14 protein-coding genes are annotated in these 14,631 nt (G+C 62.8%); 8 read left to right on the top strand and 6 right to left on the bottom strand.

Annotated elements, in window-relative coordinates:
• Window positions 1-175: 175 nt before the first annotated feature.
• The gene (locus tag F7R20_RS15365; protein ID WP_003197458.1) at window positions 176-1,453 is read left to right on the top strand and encodes an acetyl-CoA C-acetyltransferase; all 1,278 of its coding nucleotides are present in this window, start codon (window positions 176-178) and stop codon (window positions 1,451-1,453) included.
• Here the strand turns inward: F7R20_RS15365 and F7R20_RS15360 are convergent.
• The gene (locus F7R20_RS15360) at window positions 1,440-2,468 is read right to left on the bottom strand and encodes a bile acid:sodium symporter family protein (protein WP_003197460.1); all 1,029 of its coding nucleotides are present in this window, start codon (window positions 2,466-2,468) and stop codon (window positions 1,440-1,442) included. The two genes, F7R20_RS15365 and F7R20_RS15360, sit on opposite strands and share 14 nt — an antisense overlap.
• A gap of 79 nt (window positions 2,469-2,547) precedes the next feature.
• Between F7R20_RS15360 and F7R20_RS15355 the strand changes: the two genes are divergently transcribed.
• Complete coding sequence (locus tag F7R20_RS15355) at window positions 2,548-3,339, top strand: AraC family transcriptional regulator (protein ID WP_003197462.1); 792 nt, start codon at window positions 2,548-2,550, stop codon at window positions 3,337-3,339.
• A 240-nt stretch (window positions 3,340-3,579) separates the two neighbouring features.
• Window positions 3,580-4,473, top strand: a complete 894-nt coding sequence (locus F7R20_RS15350; RefSeq protein WP_003197464.1) for a PA4780 family RIO1-like protein kinase — start codon at window positions 3,580-3,582, stop codon at window positions 4,471-4,473.
• Window positions 4,474-4,641: 168 nt separating this feature from the next.
• Here F7R20_RS15350 and cueR read toward each other — a convergent pair whose 3' ends face one another.
• The 3 genes from cueR to F7R20_RS15335 all read right to left on the bottom strand — a co-directional run bounded on the left by cueR (window position 4,642) and on the right by F7R20_RS15335 (window position 8,043).
• Complete coding sequence (cueR, locus tag F7R20_RS15345) at window positions 4,642-5,046, bottom strand: Cu(I)-responsive transcriptional regulator (RefSeq protein WP_003197466.1); 405 nt, start codon at window positions 5,044-5,046, stop codon at window positions 4,642-4,644.
• Window positions 5,043-7,436 carry a heavy metal translocating P-type ATPase gene (locus tag F7R20_RS15340; RefSeq protein WP_003197468.1) on the bottom strand — a complete coding sequence of 798 codons (2,394 nt, stop codon included), beginning with the start codon at window positions 7,434-7,436 and terminating at the stop codon, window positions 5,043-5,045. The genes cueR and F7R20_RS15340 overlap by 4 nt, the downstream gene beginning before the upstream one ends.
• A gap of 223 nt (window positions 7,437-7,659) precedes the next feature.
• Window positions 7,660-8,043, bottom strand: a complete 384-nt coding sequence (locus tag F7R20_RS15335) for a hypothetical protein (protein ID WP_003197470.1) — start codon at window positions 8,041-8,043, stop codon at window positions 7,660-7,662.
• Window positions 8,044-8,191: 148 nt separating this feature from the next.
• Between F7R20_RS15335 and F7R20_RS15330 the strand changes: the two genes are divergently transcribed.
• Window positions 8,192-8,389 (top strand): heavy-metal-associated domain-containing protein, encoded by a 198-nt coding sequence (locus F7R20_RS15330; RefSeq protein WP_003197472.1) that lies wholly within the window; start codon window positions 8,192-8,194, stop codon window positions 8,387-8,389.
• Window positions 8,390-8,484: 95 nt separating this feature from the next.
• Window positions 8,485-9,687, top strand: a complete 1,203-nt coding sequence (locus tag F7R20_RS15325) for a multidrug effflux MFS transporter (protein WP_003197474.1) — start codon at window positions 8,485-8,487, stop codon at window positions 9,685-9,687.
• Between the two features lies 1 nt (window position 9,688).
• Here the strand turns inward: F7R20_RS15325 and F7R20_RS31650 are convergent, their stop codons facing one another.
• Window positions 9,689-9,859, bottom strand: a complete 171-nt coding sequence (locus tag F7R20_RS31650; RefSeq protein WP_003197476.1) for a hypothetical protein — start codon at window positions 9,857-9,859, stop codon at window positions 9,689-9,691.
• Window positions 9,860-10,102: 243 nt separating this feature from the next.
• The gene (locus F7R20_RS15320) at window positions 10,103-11,116 is read right to left on the bottom strand and encodes a zinc-binding alcohol dehydrogenase family protein (RefSeq protein WP_003197477.1); all 1,014 of its coding nucleotides are present in this window, start codon (window positions 11,114-11,116) and stop codon (window positions 10,103-10,105) included.
• A 113-nt stretch (window positions 11,117-11,229) separates the two neighbouring features.
• Between F7R20_RS15320 and F7R20_RS15315 the strand changes: the two genes are divergently transcribed.
• The 3 genes from F7R20_RS15315 (at window position 11,230) to F7R20_RS15305 (ending at window position 14,530) form a co-directional block, all read left to right on the top strand.
• The gene (locus F7R20_RS15315; RefSeq protein WP_003197480.1) at window positions 11,230-12,159 is read left to right on the top strand and encodes a LysR family transcriptional regulator; all 930 of its coding nucleotides are present in this window, start codon (window positions 11,230-11,232) and stop codon (window positions 12,157-12,159) included.
• Between the two features lie 141 nt (window positions 12,160-12,300).
• Complete coding sequence (locus F7R20_RS15310; protein ID WP_003197481.1) at window positions 12,301-13,035, top strand: ArsR/SmtB family transcription factor; 735 nt, start codon at window positions 12,301-12,303, stop codon at window positions 13,033-13,035.
• A 112-nt stretch (window positions 13,036-13,147) separates the two neighbouring features.
• Window positions 13,148-14,530: an MFS transporter gene (locus tag F7R20_RS15305; protein ID WP_003197484.1), complete on the top strand. Its 1,383-nt coding sequence runs from the start codon at window positions 13,148-13,150 to the stop codon at window positions 14,528-14,530.
• Window positions 14,531-14,631: the final 101 nt, after the last annotated feature.

Raw genomic sequence — 14,631 nt, 5'->3', positions numbered from 1 at the left:
CTTGAGCGGGAGCGCTTTTTCCAGGGCACCGCCCCCCTGTGGGAGCAAAGTTTGCTCGCGATGCAGACACCGCGTTTTTCAGGTACGTCGCGTCATCGTTCATCGCGAGCAAGCTTTGCTCCCACAGGGTGCGGTTGAGTGTTCTTAGTGCATTAGACCTACAGGGGAGTTCTTCATGACACAACTACGCCGCGTCGCGATCATCGGTGGTAACCGCATTCCGTTCGCCCGCTCCAACGGGGCCTATGCCACCGCCAGCAACCAGGCGATGTTGACGGCAGCCCTCGAGGGGCTGATCGAACGCTACAACCTGCATGGCTTGCACATCGGTGAAGTGGCTGCCGGTGCGGTGCTCAAGCACTCCCGCGATATGAACATGACCCGCGAATGCGTGCTTGGCTCGCGGCTGTCACCGATGACGCCGGCCTATGACGTACAACAGGCCTGTGGCACCGGATTGGAGACAGTGCTGCTGGTGGCCAACAAGATTGCCCTGGGGCAGATCGACAGCGGCATTGCCGGCGGCGTCGACACCACCTCGGATGCGCCGATCGCGGTCAATGAAGGGCTGCGCAGGATCCTGCTGCAAGCCAATCGCGCCAAGACCACCGCGGACAAGATCAAGACCTTCCTGCAGCTGCGCCCCCAGCACCTGGTCCCCGACCTGCCGCGCATCAACGAACCGCGCACCGGCCTGAACATGGGTGAGCATTGCGAGTTGATGGCCCAGACCTGGCAGATCCCCCGGGAGGCGCAAGACCAACTGGCCCTGGAAAGCCATCAGAAAATGGCCGCGTCCTATGCCGAAGGTTGGCAGAACGACTTGATGACACCGTTCCTTGGCCTGACCCGGGACAACAACCTGCGCCCGGACCTGACCCCGGAAAAACTCGCCTCCCTCAAGCCGGCCTTCGAAAAAAGCGCCAAGGGCACGATGACCGCGGGTAATTCCACGCCACTGACCGATGGTGCTTCGTTGGTGCTGCTGGGCAGCGAAGAGTGGGCCAAGGCCCGAGGCCTGCCGATTCTGGCGTACCTGCGCGACGGTGAAACGGCGGCGGTGGATTTCGTCAATGGCGCCGAAGGGCTGTTGATGGCCCCGGTCTACGCCGTGCCGCGATTGCTGGCGCGCAACGGTTTGACCTTGCAGGACTTTGATTACTACGAGATCCATGAAGCGTTCGCCGCCCAGGTGTTGTGCACATTGAAGGCCTGGGAAGACCCGGACTACTGCAAGACCCGCCTGGGGCTCGACGCACCGCTAGGGTCCATCGACCGCAGCCGGTTGAACGTCAAGGGCAGTTCCCTGGCCGCCGGGCACCCGTTTGCCGCCACGGGCGGGCGTATTGTCGCCAACCTCGCCAAGTTGCTCGATGCCGCCGGGCGAGGTCGCGGCTTGATTTCCATCTGCGCCGCAGCGGGCCAGGGGGTGACGGCGATTATCGAGCGCTGAGGACGGCGCCGTCCTGGCGGGACGCCAGTTCCCGGTGATGGCTGGCGTAGCGCTCGGCGAGGATCGAGCAGACGATCAACTGCAGCGGGTGATAGATCATGATCGGCAGCAGGATCAGCCCCAGGCCGGGATGGTTGCCAAAAATCAACGCCGCCATGGGCACCCCGGCGGCGAGGGATTTCTTGCTGGCACAGAACACCGCGGCAACTTCATCGGCGCTGCGCAATTGCAGGGCGCGGGCGGTACGGGTGGTCGCCCACAAGATGATCGCCAGCAGCACGGCACTACCAAGCACTGCGCTCAATAGCACGCCGTGGCCTTGCTGTTGCCAGATGCCGGACACCATCGAGTTGCAGAACGCGGCGTAGACCAGCAGCAGGATCACCAGTTTGTCGATGATGCTGGTGTAGCGCTTGTACCTGCCGAAAAAGCCAGCCAACCAACGCCGCAGGAACTGCCCCAGCACCAGTGGCAGCAGCAACATCATGCACAGGTCGAGCAAGGTGGACCCCAGGTCGATGCCACCGGCGCCGCTGCCGACCACGAAACTGACCAGCAACGGTGTCAGGAAAATCCCCAGTACGCTGGACAGGCTCGCGTTGAGAATCGCCGCCGGCACGTTACCGCCGGCACTGCCGGTCAGCGCCACCGAGGAAGAAATGGTCGAGGGCAGGGCGCACAGGTAGAAGAACCCCAGCATCAACAGCGCCGGCACGTGGCTGCCGACTAGCCAGTGGCTGATCAGCCAGAGCAACGGAAACACGCCAAAGGTGAAACCCTGCACCATCACGTGCAGGCGGATGTTCTTCAAACCGTGGCGGATCTGTTCGCCGGACAGGTTGACCCCGTGCAGGAAGAACACCACGAAGATGCCGATGTTGACCACCCATTCGGCATGCATGGCACCGCCCGTGGCACCAAAGGTTGGAAAGAAGTACGCCAGCAGCGTGGCGAGCAACATGCCGCACAGGAACCAGTCGGTCACCATGCGTTTGAGGTGTCTGAGGATATGCATAGGGCACCGCAAGTTGTAAGAAAAGTCGACTTAGCCTAACGTCGTCCCTACCAGTCGTCTTGCGACATAAGGCCAATCAATGCCGCCTAACGGACACCAACAGCTCGAACGCCGCATCCCCGACCTGGCGCAATTGCCGAGGCCGCTGTACGCCCGTGTCGAAAGTTTGAGCGCCGGTTCCTGGACGCAAGCCCATCGTCATGACTGGGTGCAGTTTTCCTACGCCATCAGCGGCGTTCTCGGCGTACACACCGCAGCGGGTAGCTTCTTTGCCCCGCCACAACGGGGCATCTGGATCCCGGCCGATCTGGAACACCATGTGGTGACCTCCACCCGAGCGGAAATGCGCAGCTTGTATGTGCATCGTCACGCCTGCCCCTGGGCCGATGAACGCTGTCGGGTGCTGGAAGTCACGCCACTGGCCCGCGAGTTGATCAAGGTGTTCTGTCAACTTCCGGTCGATTACCCGCAAGGCGACACTCAGGAGCAACGGTTGGTGCAGGTGTTGCTGGACCAGTTGGCGACTTTGCCGGAGGTGGGATTCTCCCTGCCGCTGCCGCAACATGCCCGTCTGCTGGGGCTGTGTAACGAGTTGATCGAACAGCCTGAGCAGAGCGTTACCTTGCACGCCTGGGCTGAGCGCCTGGGCACGTCGGAAAAAACCCTGATGCGCCTGTTCCAGCGCGAGACCGGCCTGAGCTTTCGCGCCTGGCGCCAGCGCATGCGCTTGTTGTCGTCCCTGGGCTCGCTGGAGCAGGGCGACAGCGTCACCAGCGCTGCGTTGTCCTGCGGATATGATTCAACGTCCGCGTTCATTGCGGCGTTCAAGGGGATGTTCGGGTTTACGCCGGGGGAACTGTTCAAGCATTGAGTCGTCGCACTCTCCTACAGCCGACGGTAGACATGACTGTCAGCTCTTGTCGCAAATGCCCGGGCATTCAGTTACCAATGCCAGGTTCGGTCTCGGCTATGATTCGGCTCGGTCGATTGATCCGGCACATTGTGTGCATCACAGGTTCATAGGTCGGCAACCCCTCCCCGTAGAGGAAGGATTGCCGTATAACGACTGTCATTCGCGTGTTTGGTAATAAAGGACCCACAATAAAAGCTGATGAAGACTCCAAAACGCATTGAACCCCTGATCGAGGACGGTCTGGTCGACGAGGTGCTGCGCCCACTCATGAGTGGTAAAGAAGCAGCTGTTTATGTGGTGCGCTGCGGTAACGAGCTACGTTGCGCGAAGGTCTACAAGGAGGCGAACAAGCGAAGTTTTCGTCAGGCGGCCGAATATCAGGAAGGCCGCAAGGTCCGCAACAGCCGTCAGGCCCGGGCCATGGCCAAGGGCTCGAAGTTCGGGCGCAAGGAAACCGAGGACGCCTGGCAGAATGCCGAAGTGGCGGCGTTGTTCCGCTTGGCTGGCGCGGGTGTGCGCGTGCCCAAGCCGTACGACTTCCTTGAAGGCGTGCTGCTGATGGAACTGGTGGCCGACGAGTATGGCGATGCAGCGCCGCGTCTGAACGACGTGGTGCTGGAGCCGGACCAGGCCCGTGAATATCACGCCTATCTGATTTCCCAGATCGTGCTGATGCTGTGTACCGGTCTGGTGCACGGCGACCTGTCGGAGTTCAACGTCCTGCTCACGCCAACCGGGCCGGTGATCATCGACCTGCCGCAGGCCGTGGATGCTGCGGGTAACAACCATGCCTTCAGCATGCTGGAGCGGGACGTGGGCAACATGGCGTCCTACTTCGGCCGGTTCGCTCCGGAGCTCAAGCGCACCAAGTACGCGAAGGAAATGTGGGCGCTGTATGAAGCCGGCACCTTGCACCCGGCCAGCGTGCTGACCGGCGAGTTCGACGAGCCGGAAGAACTGGCGGATGTCGGCGGGATCATGCGCGAGATCGAAGCCGCGCGCCTGGACGAGGAGCGCCGCCAGGCCGTACGCGCCGCCGACGATGCCCCGCCCGGCAAGACCGAAGAACCACCACCGCCATGGATGCAATGATCGGTTGAACAGAAACCCGGCCAAGGCCGGGTTTTTTGTGGGCACTCCAAAATCCCATATCCATCGCTGACCCCTTGTGGGAGCGAGCCTGCTCGCGATAGCGGTGGGTCAGCTTGCATCGATGCTGAATGTACGGCCGTCATCGCGAGCAGGCTCGCTCCCACAGTTTTACTTCGGCTGGCAACACCCCGACGCCAGTTCCTTGAGGATCGGGCAGTCCGGGCGGTGGTCGCCGTGGCAGTGTTCCACCAGATCCTGGAGGGTGTCGCGAAGCTCGGCCAGTTCGCGGATTTTCTGGTTCAGTTCTTCGATGTGCTGGCGGGCCAGGGCCTTGACGTCGGCGCTGGCGCGTTGGCGGTCTTGCCAGAGGGTCAGCAGTTTGCCGACCTCTTCCAGGGAAAACCCCAAGTCGCGGGAGCGCTTGATAAAGGCCAGGGTATGCAGGTCATCGGCGCCGTAGATCCGGTAGCCGCTGTCAGTACGATGGGCGGCCTTGAGCAGGCCGATGGACTCGTAATAGCGGATCATCTTCGCGCTCAGGCCGCTCTGGCGGGCCGCTTGGCCGATGTTCATCGCTTGTCCTCCAGCTGCTTGGGTGTCCAGAACTTCAACAGTAACGCATTGCTCACCACGCTGACGCTCGATAGTGCCATGGCCGCGCCGGCCAGCACCGGGTTGAGAAAACCGAACGCCGCCAGGGGGATGCCGATCAAGTTATAGACGAACGCCCAGAACAGGTTCTGGCGGATCTTGGCGTAGGTCTTGCGGCTGATGTCCAGTGCCGCCGGCACCAGTCGCGGATCGCCGCGCATGAGGGTGATGCCCGCGGCATGCATCGCCACGTCGGTGCCGCCGCCCATGGCAATGCCGATATCGGCGGCGGCCAGGGCGGGGGCGTCGTTGATGCCGTCGCCCACCATCGCCACCACCGAATGGCGCTTCAACTGTTGGACGATGGCGGATTTATCCGCTGGCAATACCTCGGCATGGACATTGGAGATCCCCAGCGCCTGGGCCACCACTCGGGCGCTGCCTTGGTTGTCGCCGGTGAGTAAGTGGCTGGCGATGTGCTGTTCATTCAAGGCCTGTACGGCGGCGAGGGCGCCGGGCTTGAGCGTGTCACCGAAGGCGAACAGGCCCAGCACCCGAGGCGTCGCGCCTTGTTCGATCAGCCAGGACAACGTGCGGCCTTCGGTTTCCCAAGCCAGTGCCGACTCGGCCAGCGAACCGGGCTCCAGGCCCAGTTCGTCCAGCAGGCGTCGATTGCCCAGGGCCAGGCGGCGCCCGTCGAGGCTGCCGGCGATACCGCGTCCAGCCAGGGACTGGCTGTCGCTGACATCCGCCACGTCCAGGCCGCGCTCGGCGCAGGTGTCCAACACGGCTTTGGCAAGAGGGTGCTCACTGCCGCGTTGCAGGGCGCCGGCCATTTTCAGCAGCGCGTCTTCATCTCCCTCCAGAGCCGTCAAGTGGGCGATACGCGGCGTGCCGGAGGTCAGGGTGCCAGTCTTGTCGAACACCACGGTGTCGACTTCATGGGCGCGCTCCAGGGCCTCGGCGTCCTTGATCAGAATCCCATGGCGCGCGGCCACGCCGGTGCCGGCCATGATCGCCGTGGGCGTCGCCAGGCCCAGGGCGCAGGGACAGGCAATCACCAGCACGGCGACGGCGTTGATCAGCGCGGTTTCCAACGGCGCGCCGTACAACCACCAGCCGATCAACGTCGCCAGGGCCAGCACCAGCACCACCGGTACGAAGACCTGGCTGACTTTATCCACCAGTTTCTGGATCGGGGCCTTGGCGGCCTGGGCGTCTTCTACCAGGCGGATGATGCGCGCCAGGACGGTTTCGGTACCCAGGGCCAGCGTGCGTACCAGCAGCCGGCCTTCGCCGTTGATGGCGCCGCCAGTGACTTTGTCGCCGGGCTGCTTGGGCACCGGCAGGCTTTCGCCGCTGATCAGCGCTTCGTCGGCATGGCTCTGGCCTTCCAGTACTTCGCCATCCACCGGGAAGCGTTCGCCGGGCTTGACCAGCACCAGGTCATTCAAGCGCAAGGCGCTGATGGCGACGTCCCGCTCCTGGCCATCGATCACCTGGATCGCCCGTTCCGGGCGCAAGGCTTCGAGGGCGCGGATGGCGCTGGCGGTTTGTCGCTTGGCGCGGCTTTCCAGGTATTTGCCGAGCAGTACCAGGGCAATCACTACGGCCGAGGCTTCGAAATACAGGTGCGGCATGCCGCCAGGGCGGGCGATCACCCATTCATAAAGGCTCAAGCCGTAGCCGGCGCTGGTGCCCAGGGCCACCAGCAGGTCCATGTTCCCGGCACCGGCACGCACGGCCTTGAAGGCGGCGACGTAGAACCGCGCACCGAAGATGAATTGCACCGGCGTGGCCAGGGCGAACTGCACCCAGGCCGGGAGCATCCAGTGCACGCCGAACGGCTGCAGCAGCATCGGCAGCACCAGCGGCACGGACAGCGCAATCGCCAGCACCAATATCAGGCGTTCACGGTTCAGACGGTTGGCCTGCGTGTCAGTGGGTTGTTCGGTCTGCCAGACTGTGGCGTCGTAGCCGGCGCGCTTGACCGCATCGATCAGGGATTGCGGATCCACCTGGCCGAGCAGTTCGAGGTGGGCCCGCTCATTGGCAAGGTTGACGCTGACGCTGTTCACACCGTCGACCTTGCCCAGGGCGCGTTCGACCCGGCCGACACAGGAGGCGCAGGTCATCCCTTCAATGTTCAGCTCCAGGGTTTGCACGGGGACGCTATAGCCGGCCTGTTCGACGGCCTGCATCAAGGCCGGCAGGCTGCCTTCGGGGGCCTGCACGCGCGCCAGTTCAGTCGCCAGGTTCACACTGACGGCGCGGGTGCCGGTGACTTTGCTCAAGGCCCGCTCAACCCGCCCGGCGCAGCTGGCGCAGGTCATGCCGGCAATCGGTAGATCGAACGTGGTGGATTCAGACATCGGTCAGGCTCCCTGTAGTGAATGACTACAGGATCAACCTTGCCATGTTGGCAAGGTCAAGCGCCAATCCAAAAAGCGATGTCGACTCCTAATATGGGATCTGGCTCTGTGGGAGCAAGGCTTGCCCGCGATGAAAGCACCGCAGCTTTCTGAATGACCGCGGCGCCTGGATCGCGAGCAAGCTTTGCTCCCACAAAGCTTGCCCACAGGGGCAAGAGGTGTGTCAGTAACCGAGCCCGGCCTGCTTGAGGTACATGCCTTGTTCATTCATGGCGATGCGGAACTTCAGAATGTCACCAGCCCTGAGCGTGATGTTCTGCGACCCTGGCGCGAGCATGCCCGGGTTGCACCCCGGTGCCTGGCCTGGCAGCAACTTCAGGCGCAAGGAAAACTGGCCCGGCGGCAGGTTGAACGAGGTGCTTTGCTCCTGGAACAGCCTGGCCGAGAGCTGATCCTGGATGTAGATGCCGATTTCGCAACTGGTCGCCACTTCCAGGCGCTCGCGAGAAATGATCAACACGCCGTAGTCTTCGCCGGCGGCCGATGCCTGGGGCGCCACCGCTGAAATACCGAGCATGCAAAACAGGCTGAACGCTGACCAGCGCATGGCTGAACCTCCGGTGTTAAATCCTTGATGTGTGCAGCTTGGCTGAGCGCGATGCCGATTGCCAGCCCGGCAGTTTTCGTCAGAACTTGACCTTGCCATGATGGCAAGCTTGAGACTGCTGGCAACCTCAATCCCAAGGAGTCATCTCATGCAAACTTTCAATGTACAGGGCATGTCCTGCGGTCACTGCGTCAAGGCCATCACCCAGGCTGTCCAGGCCAAGGACCCGGCGGCGGACGTGCAAGTCGACCTGGGTGCCAAGACTGTCCAGGTCCAGAGTTCGTTGCCGGCCGATGCCGTGCTCGCGGCCATCAAGGAGGAGGGCTATGAGGCCAGCCCTGCTTGAAGTTTTTTAATCGTTAGCGACCTACCGGAATGTTCAAGAGCGTCCGGCACGGCTAGACTGTCGGGCTGTCGAACGACGCCTGAGCTGGACGCCCGATGAACCTCCGTACGATTCTGATTCTTGGCGCCTTGAGCGCTTTCGGTCCCTTGGCGATCGACTTCTACCTGCCTGCCTTTCCGGCGATGGCCACGGCCTTCGGCACCGACGAAAAACACATCCAGCTGACCCTGGCGGCCTATTTCCTCGGCTTGTCCATCGGGCAACTGGCCTATGGGCCGGTGGCGGATCGCTTCGGACGGCGCATTCCATTGCTGACCGGCGTCGGTTTGTTCACGTTGGCGTCCCTGGCCTGCGCCTACGCGCCGAACCTCGAATGGCTGATCGGCGCCCGCTTCGTCCAGGCCCTGGGTGGATGCGCCGGGATGGTGATCTCGCGGGCGGTGGTCAGCGACAAATGCGACGCGGTGGGTTCGGCCAAGGTGTTTTCACAGTTGATGCTGGTGATGGGCCTGGCGCCGATTCTCGCGCCGATGCTGGGCGGGTTGCTGGTGAACCTGCATGGCTGGCAATCGATCTTCATTGCCCTGACCGTGTTCAGTGCATTGGCGTCAACGGCTGTGGCCTTGTGGCTGCCGGAAAGCTTGCCGGACTATGTGCCTCGGCAACCGTTGTCGGGGGCGTTGCGCCAATATGGCCGGTTGTTGACCGACGCTGTCTTCCTCGGCCATGCGCTGACGGGGGGCATCGCTATCGCTGGGATGTTTGCCTACATCGCCGGTTCGCCTTTTGTCTTCATCAAGCTCTACGGGGTACCGGCCGAACATTTCGGTTGGCTGTTCGGCACCAACGCGGCGGGCTTCATCCTGGTTGCCCAGGTCAACGCCCGGCTGCTGTCCAAGCGCGGCCCGGCGTTCCTGCTGAGCCGCGCGGTATGGGTCTACCTGGGCGCTGGGCTGAGCCTGCTGGCCGTCAGTTCATTGCAACCTGCGCAGTTGTGGCCGCTGTTGGTTCCGCTGTTTGTCTGCATCGCCAGCCTGGGGTGCATCCTTCCCAACGCCTCGGCTTGCGCCATGAATGGGCAGGGTGCCCGGGCCGGCAGTGCTTCGGCGATGCTGGGATGCCTGCAGTTTTCCGTGGCCGCCGGGGCAGCCTCGTTGGTGGCGGCGCTGCATGACGGCACCGCCGTGCCAATGGCGCTGGTCATCAGCCTTTGCGGGCTGTTGGTGGTGAGCGCAGCGATGCTGACCCGTCGCCTGCAAAATGCCCGGGCGCTGGCCCAGGCCAGTCGCGAGGGTTGACTCAGCCGGCCGCGCGCTGCTGTTGTTCGGGGAAATGATGGGGCGCGAGGATCCGCGCTTGCAGGGTGTTGGCGAAGGTCTGGGCTTCGGCCTCGGTACGGAAGGTGACGACGTGCTGGTCAAGGCGCACTTGCCATTGGGATTTTGCCACTTCTTTTATCAGGATCTTCATTGCTGACCTCCTCACGAAAAGATTGCGTTGCAAAGGCCTCGAGTGTAGACCCGAATGCGATCGCAATTGTGACAAGGATCAATTCTCGGACTGACGGTGCAGTTCCAGATTGATGCAACACCTGTGGGAGCGAGCTTGCTCGCGATAGCAGTAGACCCGCCGACATCAATGTTGCCTGAACTGGCCCCATCGCGAGCAAGCTCGCTCCCACAGGATTGTTTGCAGGGCGACTGCCCAGTGCTGTCAGAAACCCTCGAGCACAATCTTGCCCTTGGACTTGCCGCTTTCCAGCAAAGCATGCGCCCGGCGCAGGTTCTCGGCATTGATGGTGCCGAAATGCTCGCCAACCGTGGTCTTCAGGGTGCCGGCGTCGATCAGGGCGGCCACGCGGTTGAGCAGTTTGTGCTGTTCAAGCATGTCGGCCGTCTCGAACAGCGAGCGGGTGTACATGAATTCCCAATGCAACGACAGGCTCTTGCGCTTGAGCTTGGTCACGTCCAGCGCCTTGGGATCGTCGATCAGCGCCAGTTTGCCTTGGGGCGCGAGCGCTTCGACCAACTGGTCCAGATGCTGGTCGGTCTGGGTCAGGCTGGCGACGTGAGTCACTTGGGGCTGGCCTGCTTCTTTCAACACTTCGCTCAATGGCTGGCTGTGGTCGATCACCTGGTCGGCTCCCAGGTTGCGCACCCAGTCCTGGGTCTGCGCACGGGACGCGGTGCCAATCACCTTCAGCCCGGTGAGCTGGCTGGCCAGTTGCGTCAGGATCGAACCCACGCCGCCCGCAGCGCCGACGATCAACAGGCTCTGGCCCAGGTCGCTTTGGCCTTCCTGGATTTGCAGGCGCTCGAACAACAATTCCCAGGCGGTAATGGCCGTCAGCGGCAGCGCCGCCGCTTCGGCGAAACCGAGGGTCTTGGGCATGTGGCCGACGATGCGCTCATCCACCACGTGCAGCTCGCTGTTACCGCCGGCCCGGGCAATGGAGCCGGCATAAAACACCTTGTCCCCGGCCTTGAATAGCGTGACCTCGCTGCCCACTGCCTTGACCACGCCGGCCACGTCCCAGCCCAGCACCTTGGCTACGCCGTCTTCAGGCTGGACGTTCTGGCGGACCTTGGTGTCCACCGGGTTGACCGAGATGGCCTTGACCTCCACCAGCAGGTCCCTGGGGCCGGCGACCGGTTCCGGTAGCTCGATGTCCTGGAGCGATTGCGGGTCGGTGATGGGCAACGAGTGGTAGTAGGCGATGGCTTTCATGAAGCGGCTCCGTGAAGTGAGTTCGATGACGGCCATGGTTAGCTATTTATCGTCGAGATAAAACCGGCTAAAAGAACAGGCTCTTTCAATAATTCTTTGATAATGGAGTCGCCATGCTTCGCTTCGATGACTTGCAGTTGTTTGTCCGGGCGGCGGACCTGGGCAGTCTTTCGGCTGCGGCCAGGGGCATGGACCTGTCGGCGGCGGTGGCCAGTGCCGCGTTGAAACGGATCGAGCTGCACCTCGGCGCGCGGCTGTTGGCCCGTTCCACCCGTAGCTTGCGCCTGACAGCCGAAGGCGAGGGCTTTCTCGAATATGCCCGTGCCGCATTGAGCAGCCTTGACGAAGGCCGACGGTTGTTGACCAGCGGCCAGGATCAGGTCAGTGGGGTGTTGCAGTTGTCCGCGCCGTCGGACCTGGGACGCAACCTGCTGCTGCCCTGGCTGGATGCGTTCCAGCGCGAGCACCCCGGGCTGACGGTGCGGCTGTTGCTGGGCGATCGCATGGCCGATCTGTTCAAGCAGCCGGTGGACATCGCCTTGCGTTATGGCGAGCCGGAAGATTCGAGCCTGGTCGCCCTGCCCATTGCCGCGGATAACCGCCGGGTGTTGTGCGCATCGCCAGACTATCTGGCTCGCCAGGGTGAACCCCAGCAGTTGGAACAACTGGCCCAGCACAACTGCCTGTTGTACATGCTTGGCAGTCGGGTCCATGACCGATGGGGTTTTCATGACGGTAAACGGGAAGTGAGCCTTACCGTCAGCGGCGACCGTTTCAGTGACGACGCCGATGTGGTGCGACGCTGGGTGGTGGCAGGTGCCGGGATTGCCTACAAATCGTGGCTGGATGTGTCCACCGACGTGCTGGCCGGGCGCTTGAAAATTCTCTTGCCGCACCTGCAATGCGAACGCGCGCCCCTCAATCTGCTGTGTGCCCATCGGATGCAATTGAGCAAACCCATCAACCTTTTGCGGGACATGCTCCAGGCCCGCTGCGGTGAGTTGACGGCTCGTTTTCCACTCTCGACGGGGGCCGGCCATTAGTCGCGGGCAAATAGAGAATTTTCCCTCAGGAACAATCGCCTCCAAAGGTTTCCGGAGGACAGGAAAGCTCGACCGCCCCGCTTATACTAGCGACCGCCTGCGCCAGAGCAGTAGACGAATGATTCAACAGGGAGTGAATACATGGAACATGCACCTTGCATCAGCCAGATCGCCGCGCTGCTGGCTGACCCCAAGCGCAGCGCAATGATGTGGGCCTTGATGGACGGCACGGCCCGCCAGGCCGAGGAGTTGGCGTTGCTCGCCGGGTTGTCGCCGTCCTCGGCCAACGCGCATCTGGGACGCCTGTCCGCCGGAGGCCTGTTGAAAGTCGAAGCCCGGGGCCGCAAGCGGTTTTTCCGCCTGGCAGCACCTGAAATCGGTGCTGCCGTCGAAGCGCTGGCCAGCGCGACGCTGGTCAGTACGCCGCGGCAGATCCCGGACATCTTCAAGCGCCGAGTCATGCCGACCAAAGCGCCGTCGGCTCCCGCGTCGTTGATGCGGGCCAGGCTTTGCGACGATCACCTGGGGGGCACCCTGGCGGCGGACCTGTATCAGCGCCTGCTGGACGCCGGGTGGATCGAGCAGTTCGAGCCGCGGGTGATCGTCACCCACAAAGGCGCCAATCAGTTGGCCGAACGTGGCCTGTTCATCCAGGCCCTGGCCCATCGCAACGCCCGCATTGCCTGTGCCTGCCCGGACTGGAGCGAGCGTCGTCCACACCTGGGGGGCGCGCTGGGGGCGGCCCTGCTGCAACTGTTCATGCAGTCGGGTTGGCTGAGCTTGCCCAACGATTCGCGAGCCCTGCAGGTGACGATGCTCGGCCAGCAGGAAATCCACCGGTTCGCCCGGCAGGACGCGGTGGAGATGGCAATCTAGGAAACGCTCCTGGCGCGTCGCTCTGGGCTGTCGGCAGGTCGTATTCAGCAATAGCCACCTGCAAGGTTCGCGCACACTCGGTCCGGGGAATTATCGGATTGGGGGAGGCAGCATGGACACTCACGGCTACAGCGCGGCGGAACGATTGGAACGGTTACCCATCAGCGGTTACCACCGGGTCATCTTCATCATCATCGCCCTGGCGTTTTTCTTTGACTCCATGGACCTGGCGATGATGACGTTCCTGTTGGGGTCGATCAAAGCCGAGTTTGGCCTGAGCACCGCCCAGGCCGGTTTGCTCGCCAGCTCGAGTTTCTTCGGCATGGTGGTGGGGGCGTCGCTGTCGGGCATGCTGGCCGATCGTTTCGGGCGCAAGCCGGTGTTCCAGTGGAGCATCGTGTTGTGGGGCATTGCCAGTTACTTGTGCTCCACGGCCCAGGACATCGAGACCTTGACGCTGTTTCGCATCCTGCTGGGCATCGGCATGGGCATGGAGTTTCCGATTGCCCAGTCGATGCTTTCGGAACTGATCCCGGCCAAACGTCGGGGCCGCTACATCGCCTTGATGGACGGCTTCTGGCCGCTGGGTTTCGTGGCGGCGGGGGGGCTGTCGTATTTCCTGCTGCCGGTGGTCGGCTGGCGCGACATCTTTTTGGTGCTGGCGGTGCCGGCAGTGTTTGTCCTGGCGATTCGTTTCTTCATTCCCGAGTCACCGCGCTGGCTGGAACAGGCCGGTCGGGGTGACGAAGCGGACGCGGTGCTCAAGCGAATCGAAGACAAGGTCCGGACCTCGCTGGGGCATCAGAACCTGCCGGAGCCGATCCGTTTGCCAAGGGTTGAGAGTACGCCGGGCAGTTTCTTTTCCGCCTTGGCGCAGATCTGGTCACCGCTGTATCGCCAGCGCACGATGATGATCTGGAGCGTCTGGTTCTTTGCCTTGCTCGGTTTCTACGGCCTGACCTCCTGGCTCAGCGCGTTGTTGCAGCAGTCGGGGTTCGCGGTGACCCAGTCGGTGTATTACACCGTGCTGATTTCCCTGGGCGGGATTCCCGGCTTCTTGATGGCGGCCTGGCTGGTGGAGCGCTGGGGGCGTAAACCGGTGTGCGTCATCACGCTGCTGGGTGGCGGGGCGATGGCATTTCTGTATGGGCAGAGCGCGGTGTTTGGCGGCAACGTCGGCCTGTTGATCGGCACCGGGTTGCTGATGCAGTTTTTCCTGTTCGGCATGTGGGCGGTGCTCTACACCTACACGCCGGAGCTGTACCCCACCTCGGCCCGGGCTACGGGCTCGGGCTTTGCTTCGGCGGTGGGACGCGTCGGTTCGTTGCTCGGCCCGCTGGTAACCGGGCTGGTATTCCCCATCACCGGCCAGGGTGGCGTGTTCGCCCTGGGCGCGCTGTGCTTCGCCGTGGCGGCAGGGGTGGTCTGGTTGTTCGGGATGGAGACGCGGGGCAAGACGTTGGAGGAGTTGAGCGAAGCGACCGTCACCGATTAACACCATCTCCCTTGTGGGAGCGAGCTTGCTCGCGATAGCGGTCCGACATTCAACATCGATGTTGACTGACACTCCGCCTTCGCGAGCAAGCTCGCTCCCAC

Source organism: Pseudomonas brassicacearum subsp. brassicacearum (assembly GCF_008801605.1).
In the GTDB taxonomy this organism is placed as follows: Bacteria; Pseudomonadota; Gammaproteobacteria; order Pseudomonadales; family Pseudomonadaceae; genus Aquipseudomonas; species Aquipseudomonas brassicacearum.
Note: the sequence above shows the minus strand (reverse complement) of the source record. Positions and strands in the feature narration are given on the sequence as shown.

Excerpts from the sequence above, each read along its gene's own strand:
- F7R20_RS15365 (WP_003197458.1), top strand. The coding sequence starts at position 176 with ATGACACAACTACGCCGCGTCGCGATCATCGGTGGTAACCGCATTCCG.
- F7R20_RS15325 (WP_003197474.1), top strand. The coding sequence starts at position 8,485 with ATGAACCTCCGTACGATTCTGATTCTTGGCGCCTTGAGCGCTTTCGGT.
- F7R20_RS15315 (WP_003197480.1), top strand. The coding sequence starts at position 11,230 with ATGCTTCGCTTCGATGACTTGCAGTTGTTTGTCCGGGCGGCGGACCTG.
- F7R20_RS15360 (WP_003197460.1), bottom strand. The coding sequence starts at position 2,468 with ATGCATATCCTCAGACACCTCAAACGCATGGTGACCGACTGGTTCCTG.
- F7R20_RS15320 (WP_003197477.1), bottom strand. The coding sequence starts at position 11,116 with ATGAAAGCCATCGCCTACTACCACTCGTTGCCCATCACCGACCCGCAA.
- F7R20_RS15355 (WP_003197462.1), top strand. The coding sequence starts at position 2,548 with ATGCCGCCTAACGGACACCAACAGCTCGAACGCCGCATCCCCGACCTG.
- F7R20_RS15310 (WP_003197481.1), top strand. The coding sequence starts at position 12,301 with ATGGAACATGCACCTTGCATCAGCCAGATCGCCGCGCTGCTGGCTGAC.
- F7R20_RS15350 (WP_003197464.1), top strand. The coding sequence starts at position 3,580 with ATGAAGACTCCAAAACGCATTGAACCCCTGATCGAGGACGGTCTGGTC.
- F7R20_RS15335 (WP_003197470.1), bottom strand. The coding sequence starts at position 8,043 with ATGCGCTGGTCAGCGTTCAGCCTGTTTTGCATGCTCGGTATTTCAGCG.
- F7R20_RS15330 (WP_003197472.1), top strand. The coding sequence starts at position 8,192 with ATGCAAACTTTCAATGTACAGGGCATGTCCTGCGGTCACTGCGTCAAG.
- cueR (WP_003197466.1), bottom strand. The coding sequence starts at position 5,046 with ATGAACATCGGCCAAGCGGCCCGCCAGAGCGGCCTGAGCGCGAAGATG.
- F7R20_RS15340 (WP_003197468.1), bottom strand. The coding sequence starts at position 7,436 with ATGTCTGAATCCACCACGTTCGATCTACCGATTGCCGGCATGACCTGC.
- F7R20_RS15305 (WP_003197484.1), top strand. The coding sequence starts at position 13,148 with ATGGACACTCACGGCTACAGCGCGGCGGAACGATTGGAACGGTTACCC.
- F7R20_RS31650 (WP_003197476.1), bottom strand. The coding sequence starts at position 9,859 with ATGAAGATCCTGATAAAAGAAGTGGCAAAATCCCAATGGCAAGTGCGC.